At 40.2% G+C, this 17,760-nt stretch carries 15 protein-coding genes; 4 read left to right on the top strand and 11 right to left on the bottom strand.

Going from position 1 to position 17,760, the window contains the following annotated elements; genetic code table 11:
- Window position 1: 1 nt before the first annotated feature.
- The 5 genes from porM to B5X76_RS10210 all read right to left on the bottom strand — a co-directional run bounded on the left by porM (window position 2) and on the right by B5X76_RS10210 (window position 5,716).
- Entirely contained in the window at window positions 2-1,525 is a 1,524-nt protein-coding gene (gene porM, locus B5X76_RS10230) for a type IX secretion system motor protein PorM/GldM (RefSeq protein ID WP_079643020.1), read from the bottom strand.
- 41 nt (window positions 1,526-1,566) lie between these two features.
- Window positions 1,567-2,208, bottom strand: coding sequence for a type IX secretion system motor protein PorL/GldL (porL, locus tag B5X76_RS10225; protein WP_079643019.1), 642 nt, complete (start codon window positions 2,206-2,208; stop codon window positions 1,567-1,569).
- A 53-nt stretch (window positions 2,209-2,261) separates the two neighbouring features.
- Complete coding sequence (gene porK, locus B5X76_RS10220) at window positions 2,262-3,560, bottom strand: T9SS ring complex lipoprotein PorK/GldK (RefSeq protein ID WP_079643018.1); 1,299 nt, start codon at window positions 3,558-3,560, stop codon at window positions 2,262-2,264.
- A 390-nt stretch (window positions 3,561-3,950) separates the two neighbouring features.
- The gene (locus B5X76_RS10215) at window positions 3,951-4,718 is read right to left on the bottom strand and encodes a uroporphyrinogen-III synthase (RefSeq protein ID WP_079643017.1); all 768 of its coding nucleotides are present in this window, start codon (window positions 4,716-4,718) and stop codon (window positions 3,951-3,953) included.
- Window positions 4,719-4,729: 11 nt separating this feature from the next.
- Window positions 4,730-5,716 (bottom strand): DUF4271 domain-containing protein, encoded by a 987-nt coding sequence (locus tag B5X76_RS10210; protein ID WP_176141042.1) that lies wholly within the window; start codon window positions 5,714-5,716, stop codon window positions 4,730-4,732.
- 46 nt (window positions 5,717-5,762) lie between these two features.
- Here B5X76_RS10210 and B5X76_RS10205 point away from each other — a divergent pair, with 46 nt between their 5' ends.
- On the top strand, window positions 5,763-6,329 hold the full coding sequence (locus B5X76_RS10205; RefSeq protein ID WP_079643015.1) for a DNA-3-methyladenine glycosylase I: 567 nt from the start codon (window positions 5,763-5,765) through the stop codon (window positions 6,327-6,329).
- Here B5X76_RS10205 and hpt read toward each other — a convergent pair.
- The 3 genes from hpt to B5X76_RS10190 form a co-directional block, all read right to left on the bottom strand.
- Complete coding sequence (gene hpt, locus B5X76_RS10200; protein WP_079643014.1) at window positions 6,326-6,871, bottom strand: hypoxanthine phosphoribosyltransferase; 546 nt, start codon at window positions 6,869-6,871, stop codon at window positions 6,326-6,328. The genes B5X76_RS10205 and hpt overlap by 4 nt on opposite strands.
- 6 nt (window positions 6,872-6,877) lie before the next feature.
- Window positions 6,878-8,884, bottom strand: a complete 2,007-nt coding sequence (locus B5X76_RS10195; RefSeq protein ID WP_245801019.1) for a transglycosylase domain-containing protein — start codon at window positions 8,882-8,884, stop codon at window positions 6,878-6,880.
- 126 nt (window positions 8,885-9,010) lie between these two features.
- Window positions 9,011-9,700, bottom strand: a complete 690-nt coding sequence (locus tag B5X76_RS10190; RefSeq protein WP_079643012.1) for a hypothetical protein — start codon at window positions 9,698-9,700, stop codon at window positions 9,011-9,013.
- 801 nt (window positions 9,701-10,501) lie between these two features.
- Between B5X76_RS10190 and B5X76_RS10185 the strand changes: the two genes are divergently transcribed.
- A complete protein-coding gene (locus B5X76_RS10185) occupies window positions 10,502-11,923 on the top strand; it encodes a Gfo/Idh/MocA family protein (RefSeq protein ID WP_079643011.1) in 1,422 nt (473 codons plus the stop codon).
- Window positions 11,924-12,036: 113 nt separating this feature from the next.
- On the opposite strand, the gene B5X76_RS10180 is transcribed toward B5X76_RS10185, so the two are convergent.
- The gene (locus B5X76_RS10180; protein WP_079643010.1) at window positions 12,037-12,855 is read right to left on the bottom strand and encodes a DUF1963 domain-containing protein; all 819 of its coding nucleotides are present in this window, start codon (window positions 12,853-12,855) and stop codon (window positions 12,037-12,039) included.
- A 350-nt stretch (window positions 12,856-13,205) separates the two neighbouring features.
- Between B5X76_RS10180 and B5X76_RS10175 the strand changes: the two genes are divergently transcribed.
- Together B5X76_RS10175 and B5X76_RS10170 are read left to right on the top strand one after the other, a co-directional pair.
- A complete protein-coding gene (locus tag B5X76_RS10175; protein WP_079643009.1) occupies window positions 13,206-13,490 on the top strand; it encodes a hypothetical protein in 285 nt (94 codons plus the stop codon).
- 48 nt (window positions 13,491-13,538) lie between these two features.
- Window positions 13,539-14,597 (top strand): Mrp/NBP35 family ATP-binding protein, encoded by a 1,059-nt coding sequence (locus tag B5X76_RS10170; RefSeq protein ID WP_079643008.1) that lies wholly within the window; start codon window positions 13,539-13,541, stop codon window positions 14,595-14,597.
- Between the two features lie 427 nt (window positions 14,598-15,024).
- On the opposite strand, the gene B5X76_RS10165 is transcribed toward B5X76_RS10170, so the two are convergent.
- Together B5X76_RS10165 and B5X76_RS10160 are read right to left on the bottom strand one after the other, a co-directional pair.
- Window positions 15,025-16,341, bottom strand: a complete 1,317-nt coding sequence (locus B5X76_RS10165) for a DUF4302 domain-containing protein (protein ID WP_079643007.1) — start codon at window positions 16,339-16,341, stop codon at window positions 15,025-15,027.
- Between the two features lie 4 nt (window positions 16,342-16,345).
- Window positions 16,346-17,749: a substrate import-associated zinc metallohydrolase lipoprotein gene (locus tag B5X76_RS10160; RefSeq protein WP_079643006.1), complete on the bottom strand. Its 1,404-nt coding sequence runs from the start codon at window positions 17,747-17,749 to the stop codon at window positions 16,346-16,348.
- Between the last annotated feature and the right edge of the window lie 11 nt (window positions 17,750-17,760).

Below are 17,760 nucleotides of genomic sequence, written 5' to 3'. Positions count from 1 at the left end.
ACTAATTTGTCACTTGGAAAGTAATTGGCTCCAAGTTTTGTGCCATACCATCCGGCCCAACACCAACTATATCGTAAATCATTACCACAGAGCCCGATTTTATACCACTCAATCCCGACTTCATCTGCGCGCTGAAATCATTGCCACCAGATGAGTATGGGCCGATTGGATCTACTCGAGGTATAGCAATATACATACTAAACTTAGTCACCCTAAACTTAGCATCAAAATCAAAATTATCCAATGCAGCAGATACAACAGTTTGCCCTCTTAACTGAGCGGCGGAAATACGGCCTCCTGTCTTGCCTCCGACACGCGCCGTTGGTTTTGGAATACGTTTCACACGAAACTTCGATGTTCCTAGGTTCTGTGTCTTACCGTCTACTGTTGCAGTCACATTCAAAGACACATCTCCTGGAGACGAAACCCTTGCAATATATTTAGCATCTCCCTTTGCAGTTAAATTTACGCCAGAACCCGAAACTTTTAAACTTTCAACAGGTACCCCTGGAGCAGATATTGATATCGGATTGTCTACTCCAATATACAATACGTTCATCGCGTCAGGCGAAACCACAGCCGAAGGCTTAGAAACCTGAAATGTCATCGGTTCTGTCTCGTAGGTTTTCACCGTACCATCCGTCTGCTGTACACGTATAGATCCACGCCAAGTGTGCGTACCTACACCTGGTGTTAATGAATACGTCCCTTGTCCGTCAACGACAGGAATGGACGAACCATTTACCGATATCTGTGGGCTCGATTTCGAGTCATATGCAGTCAAAAATACCTTCGCTGTATAGGGTTGACCAGCGATAAGATACGATGTAGGTGCTACCGCAACAGCAGCAAACTTGTCCAAGTTAACAACTGCTTGGTCCATCTTACCAAAGATATGCTTCACTACAGCCGACTCTGCATTTTTGGCATCCGCATTTATTTTGTCTAATGCTGTAATAGCTGCTGTCAATGGAATACCACTTCCAAAGTTCACATCCTCCCAACTTCTCTTAACCCCACCTCTAGGTGCCGGATCTTCTGCAGACAAAGTAAAACTCACCTCGTTATTCGTCAGTTTTTTCAATTGATCTGAAGTACTATTGATTAAATCCCGAAGTTGCTTACCACGTCCTTCATTAATCATCACACGATACGAAATATCTGTACTACTACGAAATTTGACATCTCCCGTCTCTTCGTCCATTCCTCCTCCCTGTGAAGAAAGAGTTTGGTTATATTCCGTCAGCTTAGCAGTCAATTGAGCTATCAATTTTTGTGCCTCTTCAGCTTTTGTTAATAACGGTTGAGCACGTTCTGGGTTCTCTTTCATTTTTGTCTCGCGAAAAGCCAAAAACATATTATCAATACCAGTCTGTGTATTTTGAGTTGATGTATTTAAACTATTACCTAGATTTCGGAATGCATCCAAAATTGAGTCCGATACATTCAGTGCTACTAAGCCCAATAGCACTAAGTATAGGATACCAATCATCCGCTGTCTAGGTGTTTCCTTATGTCCTGCCATAATCTTTAATTTTCCTTAAATCCCATTAATTAAAGTGATACTTAGGAACGATTTGCATTCATTGCCGACAACATATTGCCATAAATAGCATTTAACGATGTCAGATTTTTATTAAACGTACTTACCTGCTCTTTAAATTGCTGCATATCTCCAGAAGCTTCGTTAAACGTCTGCAGGTCTGCTGCTGCACGCTCAAAGGCATGGCTAAGCTGAGACGCTCCGGTTGAAGCTGCATTCAATTTGTCCGCAAACTGATTGGTTGCTACAGCGGTATCGGCTACTTTAGAAATAGCAGACACTTTATCACTAAAGGTACGTAAGCCATCGCCCAGATTGCCGATCAAGTTTTCATCAATTTTAGCATCCTGCAATAATTTGTCCAACGCAGCAGTGTTACCAATTGCCGTTGGTTGAGTGACTGCTACTGCAGCACTTCTTTTCGGAAGCTCTCCATTGAAATCTTCATCTAACTCGGGATATACCCTCGTCCAATCTACGTCTTTCTCTGCCGACATAAAACCCATGATGAAGAACAATAATGCTTCTACCGCAAGACCAATACCTATCATCCACTCTCCACCTTTAAAGTGAAGAATTTTAAACATCAAACCGATAATTACGACTGTTGCTCCCCAATTGATAAGCGTGTTGATTCCGAAACCAAATTTCTTTTTGCGTGCCATTTGACTAATGCTAATAATATAATTCGTTATTAATTCTTAAGACTCTTCTATTTTTAATATGCTACTCCGGCATACTTTGTAACCGATCTAAAACCAATGTATGATTTCGATGTATCTTGATATTCATACTGTCTAGTTCCATTCTGCAGGAAGAAACCTACATCTTTCCATGACCCACCACGGATCACCTTACGCTTCATCGTCTCCAAGTCCGATGCTTTAGCGGTATACGTGTATGTCGGGTTCATATCATGTACAAAAGAATATGCCGATTCATTGTAACTCGACTGTGTCCACTCCGCAACATTACCGGCCATATTATAAAGACCGAAATCATTTGGCCAATACGAATATACAGGCGCCGTATAAGCGACTCCATCGTCGATATAATTACCTCTTCCAGGTTTAAAATTCGCCATCAAACAGCCTCTTGCGTTCCGTGCTGTAGGCCCGCCCCAAGGATATTGCATACCTACTTTGCCTCCTCTCGCCGCGTATTCCCACTCAGCCTCCGAAGGAAGTTGATAATCAAATCGGGGTTGTACCCTATTTTTTGCAGCTTGATTATTAAATAACTGTGTTCGCCATGAATTGAACGCCTGTGCTTGACGCCAGGTAACACCGACTACCGGATAATCATCAAATGAGGGGTGTGAAAAATAACCGTTTACCATTGGCTCATTAGCAGCGTAACTAAAGTCAGCTAACCATACCGTCGTATCTGGATAAATAAGCATCGTGTCACGCATAATGAAATCCGAACGTCTTTTTGAAGGATCATTCTTACCGCGAACCGCAGCTTGTAGGTCGTACCATTCAAAGTGATATTTCAACAGACGCACATCGAGCTCATTGCGTCCAAATACCCGATCTTCGCCTTGATAAAACATACTGTTCAGTCGCTCACGCTTATCTTGTTCTTTCGCTCTCCACGGAGATTGCTTATTTACCTTATCCCAGTCAATATAGCGCTCGCCACCACCCCCTTCACCTTGTACAAAGTAAGAGTCGTCACCCAAGAAATTATGAATTAAGATGGAATCTCTAACCCAGTTGACAAACTGGCGATACTCGCTATTTGAGATCTCTGTGTCGTCCATATAAAACGGAGCGATGGTTACTTGCCGATTTTGAGCAGTCTGCGAAAAACCGATATCTTCGTCCGATTGTCCCATGATAAAAGTACCTCCGGGAATTAACACCATACCATGTGGTGTCTTACTCGCCTTCAATTTATCCAATCGTACGCCTACTAGCTCACCTGAATTACTGGGGCCTTTGCATCCAATTGCAGTTATCGCAATCAGTATACATAGCAAACCATAAGACAATCTGTACCGATTAAAATTCATAAACTAAATAATCTAAGCTAAAACATTTTTTAAAGCCTCGATATCAACAATCTAGAAACCTCCTCCAGTTTCTTAGGATCTAATTGAGAAAGATATGCTCCGAAAAAATTGCTCCTAAAGCCAAATTTTAGCAAAAGAAGCACCTAAAAATAGGTGTTAATTATGTTATTCAGACAAGAATTCTCAAAAAAAAGTAAAAAAAAGTTAACGCCAACCTCTTTTTAACATCTTTTAACACTACTCTTATCTCACAATTAACACCGCTATATTCATATATAAATAATTTGACCTTTAATGGTCATATGGAATATCCAACAACATTTCATTCATATTTGTATAGTTTCTGCTATATGGATATTTCATAAAAGTAGCCTGCTAAGCAGGCTACTTTTATTTGTTAACTTGTTTGATATACTGTTCTACCGCCATCGTCATACTCGGTGCGCTTGGTGTAGGAGCAGGGATATCCAACAACAGTCCTTTTTCTAACAAGGCTTGTTGTGTACTCGCTCCAAAAGCTGCAATACGCGTATTATTCTGAACAAAATCCGGAAAGTTCTCATACAATGACTGCACACTTGAAGGACTAAAAAACACAATGATATCATAAAAGACATCTTTCAGGTCTGTAATATCGCTGATCACTGTTCTGAATAAAACCGCAGGGGTAAAATCATAACCATTGTCCTGCAGCCACTTTTGAGTTTCCTCATTTGCTACGTCCGAACATGGAAACAAGAACTTCTCTTTACTGTGTTTTTTCAACACTTCCTCTAAATCCTTAGCGGTCTGTTTTCCAAAGAAAATCTTACGTTTTCTGTATTGAATATATTTCTGCAAATACAACGCAATCGCTTCAGAAATACAAAAGTATTTCAATTCGGCAGACACTTCAAACCGCATCTCTTCGCACACACGAAAGAAATGGTCTACAGCATTCTTACTTGTAAAAATAACAGCAGAAAAATCAGAAAAATTGATACGATCTTTTCTTATCTCGCGAGCGGGAACCCCCTCGACGTGGATAAAACCACGAAAATCCAATTTCAAATTATACTTTTCCGCTAACGTAAAATAAGGTGACTTATCATTCTCAGGTTTTGGCAAGGTAACCAACACACTTTTTACTTTTTTTGCTCTCGCAACATCGATCTGCATAAATTGTTTCTTTAACTGTTTAGTGCTTTCACTAATATTAAAATTGGTGCAATTTCTAAGCTGCAAAGATACAGAATTAAATAAAATATTGAAAACTTTAGATTACCTACCAAACCGATGGCAGTTCGTAAAAAGCGGTATAAGAACAAGATAGACACAACAATCAGAAAGAAAATTAATATAATCTTAAAGTAGGAAGCTGGAAAAAAGGTAACGAAAAGTAGCAGCGGCATTAAGATTAACATACTATTGAAGTACACCAAATACAAAACAGCTATGTATTCCCTCACCAATCGTTCGACCTCAAAGACCACAGCGATAATCCGGATAAGTACAATCTTGGCAACAAACAAGACTCCCACCAACGCCGATATTTTCAAAAAATTAGCAAAGCTAACCTCACCCATTGGGTTATAAGCTACTTGAAAAATAAGGATGAATAGTCCCAACGAAAAGCTAAAGATCACATATAAGAAAATATAAGGCCATGAGGTCATCACATTATCTTCCTTGCTAATCTGCCCCAATACCCTATCGTTAAAGAACCCGTTGATAATATTGTGAAAGGTCGAGTAGAAAAAGAGCCGCACCACACCTATCCCCGAAAACAAAAGTATCAATACCCCTATAATCCATAAGGGGCGGTCCGTCTTTTGCGATGGAGTCATCGTAGGCATATGTTTATCCTTGATCAAACTATTTGCAAACTCCATCCAAGACACGAAATCATTACCTGTCACCACTAGCTTTTGACGCAGACTATCAAGCTGTTGATTGGGTCTATTGGGATCTACAAAAACATATATTCTGGCTAGAGAATCCTTTTTAGCACGCACATGTAATATAGAATCTTGCTGAGCGAGCGCTGTACTATCCAACATATTAACATCCGGGAGTACCTGAGCATTGACCACCATAGAAGAAAAAACCGCTATAAATAACAAAAGCAGATATTCAACTTTTTTCCTAATTTGCGACAGTCTATTCTTTGTTTTCATGTATGCCCAAAGGTAGGATTTTTGTCTATAAAAACTAAACGAATCTATGAGTAACACAATCATTAGATGCCCATGGTGTGGAGAGGACCCATTGTATGTAAAATATCATGATGAGGAATGGGGGAAAACTGTCACAGACGACCGTATCCTATTCGAATTCCTCGTTTTAGAATCGGCACAAGCCGGCTTAAGCTGGATCACCATCCTTCGCAAACGTGAAGGTTATCGTAGGCTGTTCGCAGATTTCGATCCAAAAGCAGTATCCCTATTCACCGCTGAACAAGTCGACACGATCGTTCAAGACCCAGGGGTAATTCGTCACAGAGGTAAGATAGCAGCGACAGTGACCAACGCACAGATTTTTTTAGGGATACAACAAGAGTTCGGTTCTTTCTACAACTACCTATACTCCTTTATGCCCGATCAGGCCCCTATCACCAACAAACTGCTCTCGCTTAAAGATGCTCCTACCAGCACTCCTCAATCCGATGCCATCTCAAAGGACCTTAAGAAAAGAGGCATTAAATTCTTTGGCAGCACCATCTGTTATGCCTTTATGCAGGCCGTCGGTATGGTGAATGACCACTTAGATAGTTGTCATGCTAAAAACTAAACAATATTTGCTACCTCCTTGTAGATATCAGGGAGGTTTCGACATTGACCATTGTAATCCAGACCATATCCTACCACAAATTCCTTCTCGATCTCGAATCCCACATACATAATATTATCAAAATCATATTGCAAGCAAGACGGTTTCAGCAACAAGGTGCAGACCGATATACTCGCCACTTCAAGTCGCTCCAGAGCTTCCATTGTGTGTTTTAATGAATTGCCCGAATCAACCACATCCTCCACAATGACGATATGACGCCCCGTGAGGTCCATTCCCACTCCGATCAATTCTTTGATATCCCCGTTCGAGGTTCCTGAGTAGGAGGCCAACTTCACAAAAGACATCTCACAGGGAATATGCACCTGCTTCATCAAATCTGCCATGAACATAAAACAACCGTTCAACACACCGATGAACACCGGATGTTTATCGGCATACTGCACATTAATGTCTATACCGATCAAACGAATTCGCTTCTTGATCTGTTCATATTCAATAAAAGGTTCAAAGCTATAATTATCAATCTCAATCGTACGCATCTCTATTTAATTCTTTTGTTCTTTACCCATTAACTTTTCGAGGATATGCTTCTTTTCAACTTCCTCCCTTTCCATTTCTTCAATAAACAGTTCGTGTTCGTCTATAACGTCGCGCGACACCGTATCCTGGACCAGTGGTGCAGCCGCTCGTAGCCCCGGTTGTAATAACACATCATAAAACCCGTAACTAGCCGGCACGTCTACCTCTTTCAGATCGCCTACCTTGGTCATGATATAACCATAAGTATTAAAATGGCGTTGCACCCAAGGCTTAAGGTGCCCCGTATAATCAAAAGAAGACAATCCTGTTTTGGGGCGAGGAATAATGCTCGACAAAAACAGGCTCTCGCCTAAATTCAGATCCTGTGGTCTCTTTTTAAAATAATATTGCGAAGCTTCAGCTATACCATATACATCTTTACCCCATTCGATCACATTCAGATACACTTCAAAAAGCCGATCCTTGCTTACCTGTCCCGATGCCTCCATCAGCCACACCAGCAATATCTCTTCAAACTTGCGTGTCATCGTCTTCTTCCGATTCAAAAATACATTCTTCACCAGCTGCATCGACAGCGTGCTCGCCCCTCTTTTGAATTTGCGTTCTTTAATATTGGTCCGGATAGACAATTTAAAAGCCTCCTCTTCAAAGCCATTATGCTTATAGAAGAACGGGTCTTCCGTATTGCGAACCGTGGTCTTCAACACATAGGGTATCTGCACCAGAGGTGTAAAATTAGGATTAGCGGGCCCTACCACGATATGCCTTACCAATGTGGTATCATCGTAAGCATCATATTCAAACGGAAAATTAAGCGAATCTATTTTGGCCTTTCCCCATTGTAGGACCTTAAGGTCCGTATCATCGATGGTCGATCTAAACATAATTTTATCCGGATTATCGAGCTCTACCGCAAAATCCAGACTATAGTCTACCTGCCCGGCGACTTCAACCCCTTCTAAGCTTTCAAATAATCCTTGGGGAATAGCGTCAAAAAAATTCTGTGCCGTAAAAGGGCCTGTATGAACAGACAGCTCTATTTTCTTTGTTGGCTTGAGTATCAACTTAGCTTTAGGAGCTACAGAAAATTCTTTTACCGTTACTTTTGATTTGTCTGTCAGCGCAATATAGTCATTAGCAATAGCTAGCCCACCTTCAGCAATACCATGTGGTAAAACAATAGGCTCGTCCGACAGACGCCTGTGCTTGACAACCAGGTTTTCGTATTCTACGCCACCTGTCACATGCAACAGGTCCGTTTCCACTTTCTTAATCCCAGCCAAGTCAAATACCAGTTTATCAAAGCTAATCCCCAAACCATATTTGCCGCGCAAGAAAGGCAACTCGGCATTTTTTTCTTTGGAAGACACTTCGACCTTTAGCTTTTGATCGTCACCATTTACATAACCCTTCAACCGCCACTCCGCGTCATGATCATTCAAGAAAAGACTAGTCTCAAAGTCCCCATCATCGATAATAGCTTGTGGCACTCGAATACGCTGATATAATAGACTATCCCGATAGGATATTTCAAAATCATTCATCCGCATATTATCAGGCACCTTGGAAAAGATCTGCTTCGCCAACCGCTGTGCCCACTCTGCGAAATTTCGCTCATTAGGTTGCTCTATAGCTGTCGAATCCTTAGCCTTCTTTCGGAAGAGAAAATCATAATTGCTCACTGTATCCCGCTTCACAAAAGAAATTTTACCCCTATCGAGATCAAACTGCCCAATTTTGACTTCTCCAAACAATAAAGGCCACACGCGGACACGTACGCCGAGATGATCCATCGAAGCCAACGTATCCCGTCCAGTCGGCACGATCGTTACGCCGTCAAAGACCACAGTCGTCAAGCCATCAAAACGATATTTTTCCACCTTAAAATCGATCTGATGATCGTTCTTCAATTTTGTCTGTACCTTTTCGACCGCAGCTTTAAGATAACCTTCGCGCTTGGACATAGCAAAAGCAAATGCTGCTCCGATCAAAACAACAAACGCGCTTAACACTATTATAACCCACCTTTTCCGTGACATTGAAACCTTCATATCTGACGTTACCTAATTCGATGATAAACTTAGATAAAATGCTCGGAATTCCCGAAAGTTGGCAAGAAAAAGTTTCACAAAACCCACCTAAAGATATCGTTCATGTCTCGAGCGTACCTTTAGCAACACCGCATTTTCAAAAATCAAATCTACACGAATAAAGTTTTTATCATCCTCAGTGATACTAAATTGCCATAGATCGGATTTCTTTTGAAAGGCATCAAAGGGAGTATCCATATTTTTTTCAAACAGACCTATGTATTCAAAAAAACGGGTATAGCGATTATCTTTCTGTAAAGCGACAAGTTTGTCATAAATACTTTCCACAGAATCCCCTACTTTCAAAGGGTTGTCCGCATCGACTGGCCATCTGCTTAACTTATTTGGGCTGTTACGGTAATAAATAGATGCTATTTTATTGTCTTTAAAATAGATCTGACTAGCCAGTGGGCTACTTGGCTGTTGGTTTAGGATGAGTCCATTGTAGAGCTGTATCCTACCTTGTAGATCAGTGACCTTCGTATTCAAAACACCTGTTATCGCCAAATAATCAATCTTACCCCTGGAATTTGTGAATCCCTGCAATCCTTTGTACACTTCTTCCGCTGAAGTTCCGACAGTCACATTATACAGTGTCCCTGTCTGAATACTATCCAGTTTAACCTCAATCGGGAAGGGCGGCTCTACAATAATTTCCGGATCAGTTGGATCATCTTTCAAACAGGATGTGAAGATAAGTCCTGCACAGCTTAAGGTGGCTAAGAGTAAACGCATCATAATAATTTTGATTAGTAAGCTTTGATTTAAAACGTACCGATCTAACAAGGCGCTACATGCTGCCCTTAAATTCAAAATAAGGTACCTTTTACATAGCGGCATTACTGCCGAAGCGCTTCCAGATTGGCTTTCGTACCTCCGACTTTTTGGTTTGTACAGGTTTGTGACATAGTCTTCGATAGTTCTTGCATCTTCCTCCAAGAAAGCTAGGAAACAGGTTCGAGACAATCTTAGGATAGGTTCGCCTTTTGTTTGGCTATTGTTCCAGTATTGTTTGCCTTTGTGCCAAGACCTGGTCAAAGCGTAGTCGGAGACGTGTCAAGGCAGTCCCGAAGAAATCCCGAGGATGGTACGGAGCGTTATCGAAGCATAGTCGAATCTACAGCGGAGTTAAGGGGACTTGAGCAGACTTAAGGGGAGTTGAGGGGACTTTGTTTACCACCCGATCTTTCCGCGCCTACCAAGATGGATTTACGGCAGGAAGCTACATTTACTTTCGAGTTAGGGCTCGCAATAAAACCGGAGTAAGCGATTGGTCTACCCCTTTAAGATTTTTAGTGCGATGAAACAAATATCCCATCTCATTTAGTATCTGACCCATATGCGCTGACATTCCACATACTAAATACCAGAGCGCAGCAGCTATACACTTGGAATAAACAAAGAATAGTATTATTTTAGAGCATACTTAAACATAAACGCTACTATATTATGAAATATCCATGTTGCAACTGTTTAACAAACACGAATGAGTATAAGTTGGATATTCCATATGGCCTTTAAAAAACAAATTATAAACATATGAACAAACGGGAATTTTTAAAAAGCAGTGCAATAGGTGCATTGGGACTTCTCCTTTCGCCCTCTATTCTGAAAGCTTTCCCAACAGATCGTCGCTTGCGGACGGCGCATATCGGTGTTGGCGGTATGGGTAGAGCAGACTTGGACGCCATTGCATCGCATGCGAATGTGGATGTTTTCGCACTATGCGATGTGGATGCTGTAAACCTAGCCGAAGCGCACAAGCTACACCCCAAAGCGCGTATATTTTCTGACTATCGTACGATGATGGCCGAACTTGGCGGTCAAATTGATGCTGTCATAGTGTCGACGCCCGATCATACCCATGCTCCTGCTTCGCTATTGGCCATGCAGATGAATAAACCCGTCTATTGCCAAAAGCCACTAACGCACTACGTGTCTGAATCGCGTGAAATGAAAAGAGTAGCAGCTGAAAAAAAATTAGTCACGCAGATGGGTATTCAGGTACACTCTTTTTATGACTATAAGCTAGCTACACATTTGATTCAATCGGGTATTATCGGAAAGGTACATACCGTACACGCTTGGTCTCCAAAAAACCACGGTTACGATGGGCCGCCTCCTCAGGGAGAGGATCCAATCCCAGAAACACTAGACTGGAACTTATGGGTAGGCACCTCGCCAAAAAGGCCCTATAAAAAAGGCGTGTACCATCCGGGGCGCTGGAGACAGATCATGGATTATGGCTGTGGAACTTTAGGCGATATGGGTGTTCATATTTTTGATACCCCTTATAACGCGCTACAACTCGACGTGCCGCGTACGATCGTCAACGAGTGTCGTGCTACCAATGGGTTTGGATTTCCGGAACACAATAAAGTCACCTATGAATTTCCAGGCACCAAGTATACCGGCAAATCATTAAAATGGATCTGGTATGATGGCCCAGGTGCCCCAGCAATACATGAAGACCTAACGTTACCCAATATGCAAGCTGTTAAAACAGAAGCAAAAAAACAGGATGATCCTTCCAAATTATCCTTAGACCCAGGAATAGCGGGCGACGGCCAACTGCCTGAACAAGGCGCTATGTTTGTCGGTACCAAAGGGCGTTTATTGTTGCCACACTTCATGCAGCTACCACGAAAAATAGTCGATGGTCAGTACGTAGATATCACGAATGAAATAGAAAAGGTGTCGGAAAAATATAATTTAGGTCAACCCGTGCGTGACTATGATAAGGAAGGCGCTAAGCACTACCACCAGTTTGTAGATGCTTGTTTGGGCAAAGCGGAATGCTCGGCTCCTTTTGATTACGCTTCCCGACTAACAGAAACTATTCTTTTGGGTACCATTGCGGGGCGATTCCCCGGTGAGACCTTACATTGGGATGCGAAAAAGGCCAAATTTAAAGAGGAAAAAGCAAACCAATATTTACAAGGTGACTATAGGTCGTTTTAAGTAACTCTTGCTTGCTTATACAGAACAGGTTTCAATCCGTAAGGGTTGAAACCTGTTCTGTATATAAGCTTCACAATTGGAACAACACAAGAAGATAGGCGGTGCAACGACGATCAGGTACACTGCATGACGAGTACGGCGTTTTCAAAGCTGTTACTCCTTAGATCTTCTTTATGGATACCAAAGTATACCACACTATCTCCAAATGTCTTTATATCAATTTTTGAATCCAAAAAATTTAACTGTAGAAGTAATAAAAATTCGTCCTCGATCACGTCAATTTGTCCCCTTTCATCTTCTGAAAAATCTTCGACAGTAGGATCAATATTCAAATAACTAGCAGCCCACCAAAACCTTACTGTACCTTGTATAGCATGTGGATGCCCTAATATTTGATGAGGTGCATCATAATCATTTTCTAATCCCCATAAAATATGCTCTTGAATCTCGTCGATTGTATTAAGATCATCATTTGAAATATTCTTTTTCTCCACAACACCCTCTTGATAAGAGGGAAAGGTATAGAATTGAAAAAACGACATAAGCTGGCATTTTTCGTCGATTACCTGTACAAATTCTGGAGTGGAAGAAATCTCATCAAGATATACAACTCTAAATTCGCCCTTTCTATCGGGATACCTATACCCCAAATCACCAGTGTATACAAAAAACAACAGGAGACCAGTAGATGGTAAAATATCATTCGCCGAGCTTATCTCACTTAAATCGATCTGTCCTATGAAAGTCAAAGGCTCTCCGTTTAGACAAGGAAACAAATTCTTATCCATAGACGGCATTCCTCCAATCTTTGAAATCGAATCTTCCTTCGTCCCATTTAGCTGAAATCCGATACTATGGGCCAACAACGATTTTATAACCTCTTCATTTTCTTTAATATTATCGTCAACGTATTTTATAATTTCTTTTAGCATAACGAATGGATCCTAGAGAGAACTCGTAGCCTATAACTCATTCGAAAGATATTCTTACTACAAATACAATTTGTCCGAAATAAGTTAATAATCCTAATATACAATTATTTATCAAAAGTACCACAGCGAAACGGTGGTTTTATAGTCCATTCGCAATTTACGATGTTACACACGTCCATGTACAAGCCATTACAAAGCCAAAAACTTGCATATACCACTTATTTTCACTATATTATGAAATTCAGACAAAATAAATGGATTAGTTTGAAAGAATGTCTCCTAAATAAGGAGTGTATTTCTTGCCTTTCTATAAGTCACTAATTCCGTATTATTTAATAATCAAAACGTATATGAGCAATAACATTTTAATACATTATCCAAAGGCCAATTCGAGGCCCGTGAGTGTAAACTACAAAGTATCGAATGAGGGTGGTCTGAAAACCATTAGCTGTACAGTCCCAGACAAAGACAATAGCCCTGCCTGGTTAGAGCTGCAAAAATTTGAACTGGTAGCCATGAAGTTTGACAATTCGTACGACTTGGTGTTTGAACAACGCAAATTTGATCGTAACCTAGACACGGTTTTATTTATGGACAAGGTCTTCGAAAAGATCATGGATTTGAAGCAGGCATGACACGTTTGTCTGCGGCAATGTGTAGCTTTGTAGAAGAATTACGAAGTTATGATTACAAAAGAGCAGATATTACACGCCTTAAGCCATGTAGACGATCCCGATCTCAAAAAAGATCTGGTAACGCTCCACATGATTCAAAATATAGAGATACTTCCGAATAAGTTAAAATTTGATGTGGTACTGACCACACCTGCATGCCCGATGAAGGCACATATAGAGCATGCTTGTCGCAATGCTATCGCCTTATTTGTAGATAAAAACATAGAGGTGGAGATCAATATGACGTCGCGTGTCACGAGTGTCGACACCAGTCAACTCAAAGGAATCAAGAATATTATTCTCGTCTCTTCCGGCAAAGGTGGTGTAGGTAAATCTACCGTGGCGAGCAACCTGGCTCTGGCTTTGGCAGAAACAGGTGCTAAAACAGGTCTGTTAGATGCCGACATCTACGGTCCATCTCTCCCGATTATGTTTGGTCTGGAAGGAGCCAAACCGATGTCGACACAAACTGACGATGGCAAAACGAAGATCGTACCTATTGAGAAGTTTGGGCTTAAGTTGCTTTCTATAGGCTTTTTCACCGATCCCAATCAGCCGATTCCGTGGCGTGGTCCTATGGCCACTTCGGCTATCAAACAGTTATTTAATGATGCGGACTGGGGCGAGTTGGATTATTTAATAGTAGATATGCCCCCAGGCACGGGTGATATACATATCACCGTATCACAGACCTATCCTATCTCTGGCGCAGTAATCGTTACTACACCGCAACAGGTGGCCTTAGCCGATGCTATCAAGGGAATGGCGATGTACAAGATGGAGGGTATCAATGTCCCTATCATCGGTATTGTAGAGAATATGGCTTACTTTACCCCAGTTGAACTACCCGAAAACAAATATTATATCTTTGGCAAGGATGGCGGTAAGCGTCTAGCCGAAGATAATCAGGTACCATTTTTGGGTGAGATCCCTTTAGTTAAAGCCATCAGCGATGCGGGAGATAATGGATTCCCTGTCATTCTGGATAATGATGAGATCGTCTCTGAAGCATACAAAATTATCGCTGGCAGAGTAGCCCAAGAGGTTAGTATATTAGCGAATAGATAAAGATAAGGCGGAAAATTTTCCGCCTTATTTATTTTATCTCTATGTTTGGATTTATATTCAATAGTGTCGATATGAACTTATCCAAGCATTCTGGATTTACGGAGATCACATCATTAAACTTCCCTTAATATTTCTTTAGCTCTTTTTTGAAAGACCTAAGAAATTTAAAACCTAAAGTAAACGATAACAGAAGCCAACCAGAGTCCTTTCTTAGGTGAGTGCGATAATGGATTTCCTATCATTACGCATAGTCACAAGCAGTTTTTCACATGTTCGCAGAACTCAATATATTCGGGAATCGCAAAAGGAGAGGAATATATCCTCTCCTTTTCTTTATTATTTGAAAATTCGGTATATTATTTGTCCAATACACCTATCTATCCTCATTGTCTTTGCGTATTGCTTATTAACGCTACAATGGGGCTAGCTAATTTTTAGCAAGTTTTCCGTAAAAAAATGAAGCTGCATTATTGGTCTTATACAGCCCGCCTATGTTTACGACATCAGGGTTGGTACTTGATGAGTAACCCAATTTAAATTCAGCACCACTAAAATAATTTTTAATATTAGTTATCACCCATCCGTTATTATAATTACCGTTAGTTGAGATTGGCGCAGACAACTTCAATATACCGTCAATCAGCGTATAGTTGTAATCTGCTTGAGCAAGGTACACAGTTCCTCCACTATTAAATCGTACCAATAATGAGGCCGTATTAGAATTATTTAGTTTGAATATAAAGGATACCATCGTTACATTATTTAAAGCATAATTCGACAATTGGGATTCCCACAAGCTATTAAATTCCGAAACAATACCTACTGGCATCGCTGATCCTTCTATCACCAATGCATTAAAAGCTCCATTGTGTGCAAATAATGAGGTAATAGGTAATATAGGTATAGTGTTATTTTTCAACTCATATGAACCAGATAAGGAAATCATTTTTGCGGTACTACCAACCAATTCGATCTTTGTCAATATGTTTCCTTTCAACTCAATTGGCTTGAATATATCCACACCTTCTAAACTATAAGCAAACGCTGATTTTACAGAATTTACCTTATCTCCTTCAATCCAATTGATAATAATTGCTCTTGCAATTCGATCCAACGACACAGCATACTTAACGCCATCATTACCAATCTCAAAATAACTGTTTAGATTCTTTGCAAAAAAAGAAGTTACTTCGTCAATTTTAGTCTTCAATTTCCCTTCATCAAGTGAAGCAACATCCGTGGTAGATATTTTGGTAAGAACTAAGTCATGTTGATATTTCTTCCCTTTCAAAAATACACTATCTGGGGTAGAACGAATATACTCAAACTCTATATCAGATCTATAACCATGAGGAGCAGTACCTCCAAAAGCGGAAGATGGCTCTTGTAACATAGTAATGTAATTGAATGTATCAAAAACCAATGACGCATTCATAGACCATACAACACGATAAGTACTGGTACTCCAGGTAGAGGAGGAAGTTGGAGTAAGATCTCCCTGCATCTTACAAACATTTCCATTATCGAAATCTACATAAAAATTATAGGCTCCTTTACTTGTAGATGTTCCAGTATTCAAAGTGGCCTTCCAGCCGCTAGGCGACTCTAACAAACGTTCTTGTAGTTCCTGTAACTTTTGAGCCATTCTTTCTTCTGGAAGTCCATCAAAAACCAATTCGGCTTCGTGTTCTTGACATCCAAATAACATAATGGATGCAAATATTAATATAATTAATCTTCTCATATCTTTATTTTAAAACAACTGGTCCATAAATATAATTTGCCGGCGTTCCCTTCACATAAAATCCACCATATGTTCTATACAAAGGAGAAGTCGCTGGTATAGAAGCAGGTAACCAGCTTGCTATGAAAATTCGATTCGTTAAATATGGAAGGACATAAGTCTCAAACCCTGACATCGTCACGCTTCCATTACCTGCAAAATGGGCTCCATTAACAGTTGATTTAACAAAGCTGACTTCCCCTGTTACGGGATTTATTACCATCTTAAAATAATAGTCACTTGTTAACGCTGCTGTGGTTGATGAATTTCGATAACCTATCCTAAATATTAGATTTTCTGCATCTGTAAATCTAAACTCAAAATAGTCTACAATCCCATTAGCCTGTGTAGTCCTTAATGAAGTCTGTACATTCGCGAGAATGGCCTTTATTGCTGCTGGATCTCCATACTGTGTTAAATAGGATGCATTCGCCGTATATCTGATAGTATTGATTTTATTATTCATCAGTCTAAAATGAAGCTCCTGAGTCCTATCAGACGGTGGGGTAGTATTATATTCCTCTTTTAAAACACGTTGCATCTCAATTTGCAGCTCTGTAAAATCAATTTGAAAAAAAGAACTAAAGTACTCACGAATGACAGTTTCTTTTAAACGAATCCTCTCGCGGTACATCGCATCAGGAATTTCAGCTACATAATTATCAAACCATACTTGCCCTTCTATTAACAAATGTGCCACCATTTCTGCAAAATCTTCACCAAAAGAACTCCTTGCATATCTAGATACAAATCCTAAACGTTTTGCTTCTGCATCAGTATTTTCTGCTGCTAACCAATTGTCAACATGATCAGCAGTTATCGTACGAAAAGAAGGCGGAATTGCCACCATTTGATTCAAGATATGAGTAAATTCATGGTGAATAGTACGTAGTCTTCTTTTAATATCTACCCCATTTGTCTTACTAATATTGTTAATATCATAAAGTACGACTCGTCTACCGCCGTCTGCGGTTCCTAAAGTAACACTACCATTATCATTGTACGCATGAGAACCGAAAAGCACAAATTGTTTCGGTGTATAAACCTTAATCATACGAGCACCTCCCAATTTTTCATAGGGTTTAATAAATCCTGTCAGAATCATATCTACAGCAGGTTGTACCCTATCTATATTTGGAGGAGATATATTTTTTGCGATATCTGTATGACTTCTATCAAATCGGTATACAACTTCTATATTATAAGGTTTAGTAAGATTTGTATAGATGTAATCGTCGACAGGCAGCTTTTCAAAGTTGTCATAATTATATTTTGATAGATCTACGTCAAGATTCTCGTCGCTTTTCCTACACCCCGATATCCCTAAAATTACGGTGAGTATTACTATAGTGAATAATTTCAGTTTCATAACTATATCTT

Source organism: Sphingobacterium nematocida (genome assembly GCF_900168125.1).
GTDB classification, from domain to species: Bacteria; Bacteroidota; Bacteroidia; order Sphingobacteriales; family Sphingobacteriaceae; genus Sphingobacterium; species Sphingobacterium nematocida.
This window is presented reverse-complemented; position numbering and strand designations above follow the sequence as displayed.